Source organism: Corynebacterium sp. HMSC074E01, from assembly GCF_001808885.1.
In the GTDB taxonomy this organism is placed as follows: domain Bacteria; phylum Actinomycetota; class Actinomycetes; order Mycobacteriales; family Mycobacteriaceae; genus Corynebacterium.
The window spans coordinates 1-1,752 of sequence record NZ_KV794803.1 but is presented as its reverse complement, the minus strand read 5'-3'; the positions used below and the strand labels follow the sequence as shown (position 1 = coordinate 1,752).

Genomic DNA, 1,752 nt, shown 5'->3' with positions numbered 1-1,752 from the left:
TTGTTGATGTCGTGGGGCCTGATGTGTGGTTCAAGTGATGGGGTGACACAGTGTAGTAGCCATGCCGCTTAGTGGATTGTTGGTGTAAGCGTGTGAGGTGGTGTGTAGGCAAATCCGCACACCGAGTAAGCCTGAGGCGTGATGCGTAGCCCTTGTTGGGTGAAGTTGGTGATCTAGTACTGTCGAGAAAAGCCTCTAGCGATGTGGATGTATGGCCCGTACCCTAAACCGACACAGGTGGTCAGGTTGAAAATACTAAGGCGTTCGGGTGAACTGTGGTTAAGGAACTCGGCAAAATGCCCCCGTAACTTCGGGAGAAGGGGGACCACACGACTTAAGCCAACCTTGCGTTGGTGGTGGGTTGTGGGGTCGCAGAGAATAGAGGGAAGCGACTGTTTATCAAAAACACAGGTCCATGCGAAGACGTTAAGTTGATGTATATGGACTGACGCCTGCCCGGTGCTGGAAGGTTAAGAGGACCGGTTAGTAGTCTTTGACTGCGAAGCTGAGAATTTAAGCCCCAGTAAACGGCGGTGGTAACTATAACCATCCTAAGGTAGCGAAATTCCTTGTCGGGTAAGTTCCGACCTGCACGAATGGCGTAACGACTTCTCTGCTGTCTCAACCACAGGCCCGGTGAAATTGCACTACGAGTAAAGATGCTCGTTACGCGCGGCAGGACGAAAAGACCCCGGGACCTTCACTATAGCTTGGTATTGGTGTTCGGTTCGGTTTGTGTAGGATAGGTGGGAGACTGTGATGCATGCACGCCAGTGTGTGTGGAGTCGTTGTTGAAATACCACTCTGATCGGATTGGATGTCTAACCTTGGCCCATGATCTGGGTTGGGGACAGTGCCTGGTGGGTAGTTTAACTGGGGCGGTTGCCTCCCAAAATGTAACGGAGGCGCCCAAAGGTTCCCTCAGCCTGGTTGGCAATCAGGTGGTGAGTGTAAGTGCACAAGGGAGCTTGACTGTGAGACAGACATGTCGAACAGGGACGAAAGTCGGGACTAGTGATCCGGCACCTACTTGTGGATGTGGTGTCGCTCAACGGATAAAAGGTACCCCGGGGATAACAGGCTGATCTTCCCCAAGAGTCCATATCGACGGGATGGTTTGGCACCTCGATGTCGGCTCGTCGCATCCTGGGGCTGGAGTAGGTCCCAAGGGTTGGGCTGTTCGCCCATTAAAGCGGCACGCGAGCTGGGTTCAGAACGTCGTGAGACAGTTCGGTCTCTATCCGCCGCGCGCGTTGAAACTTGAAGAAGGCTGTCCCTAGTACGAGAGGACCGGGACGGACGTACCTCTAGTGTGCCAGTTGTTCCGCCAGGAGCATCGCTGGTTGGCTACGTACGGAAGGGATAACCGCTGAAAGCATCTAAGCGGGAAGCCTGTTTTAAGATGAGGTTTCATTTGAGGTCCCCCAAAGACGATGGGGTTGATAGGCCAGACCTGGACGCACCGCAAGGTGTGAAGGCTACTGGTACTAATAGACCAAAACAAACACACACACCCAACGGGTGTGTAAACAACAAACAACATTAGACAACTAATTCACACTGTCGCTTGCGTCCACTACACAGTATCTGACACAACACCAGCAACCAGACACAAACAGTTGCTCCGTGTGTTTGTCGGTGGCCTATAGCAGCAGGGAAACGCCCGGTCCCATTCCGAACCCGGAAGCTAAGCCTGCTAACGCTGATGGTACTGCAACCGGGAGGTTGTGGGAGAGTAAGAAACCGCCGACA

The 1,752-nt window shown here is 53.2% G+C and carries 2 rRNA genes; both read left to right on the top strand.

Annotated features, from left to right (window positions below):
* Positions 1-1,512 (top strand): 23S ribosomal RNA (locus HMPREF2537_RS12860); the annotation flags it as partial.
* A gap of 122 nt (positions 1,513-1,634) precedes the next feature.
* Positions 1,635-1,752 (top strand): 5S ribosomal RNA (rrf, locus tag HMPREF2537_RS00060).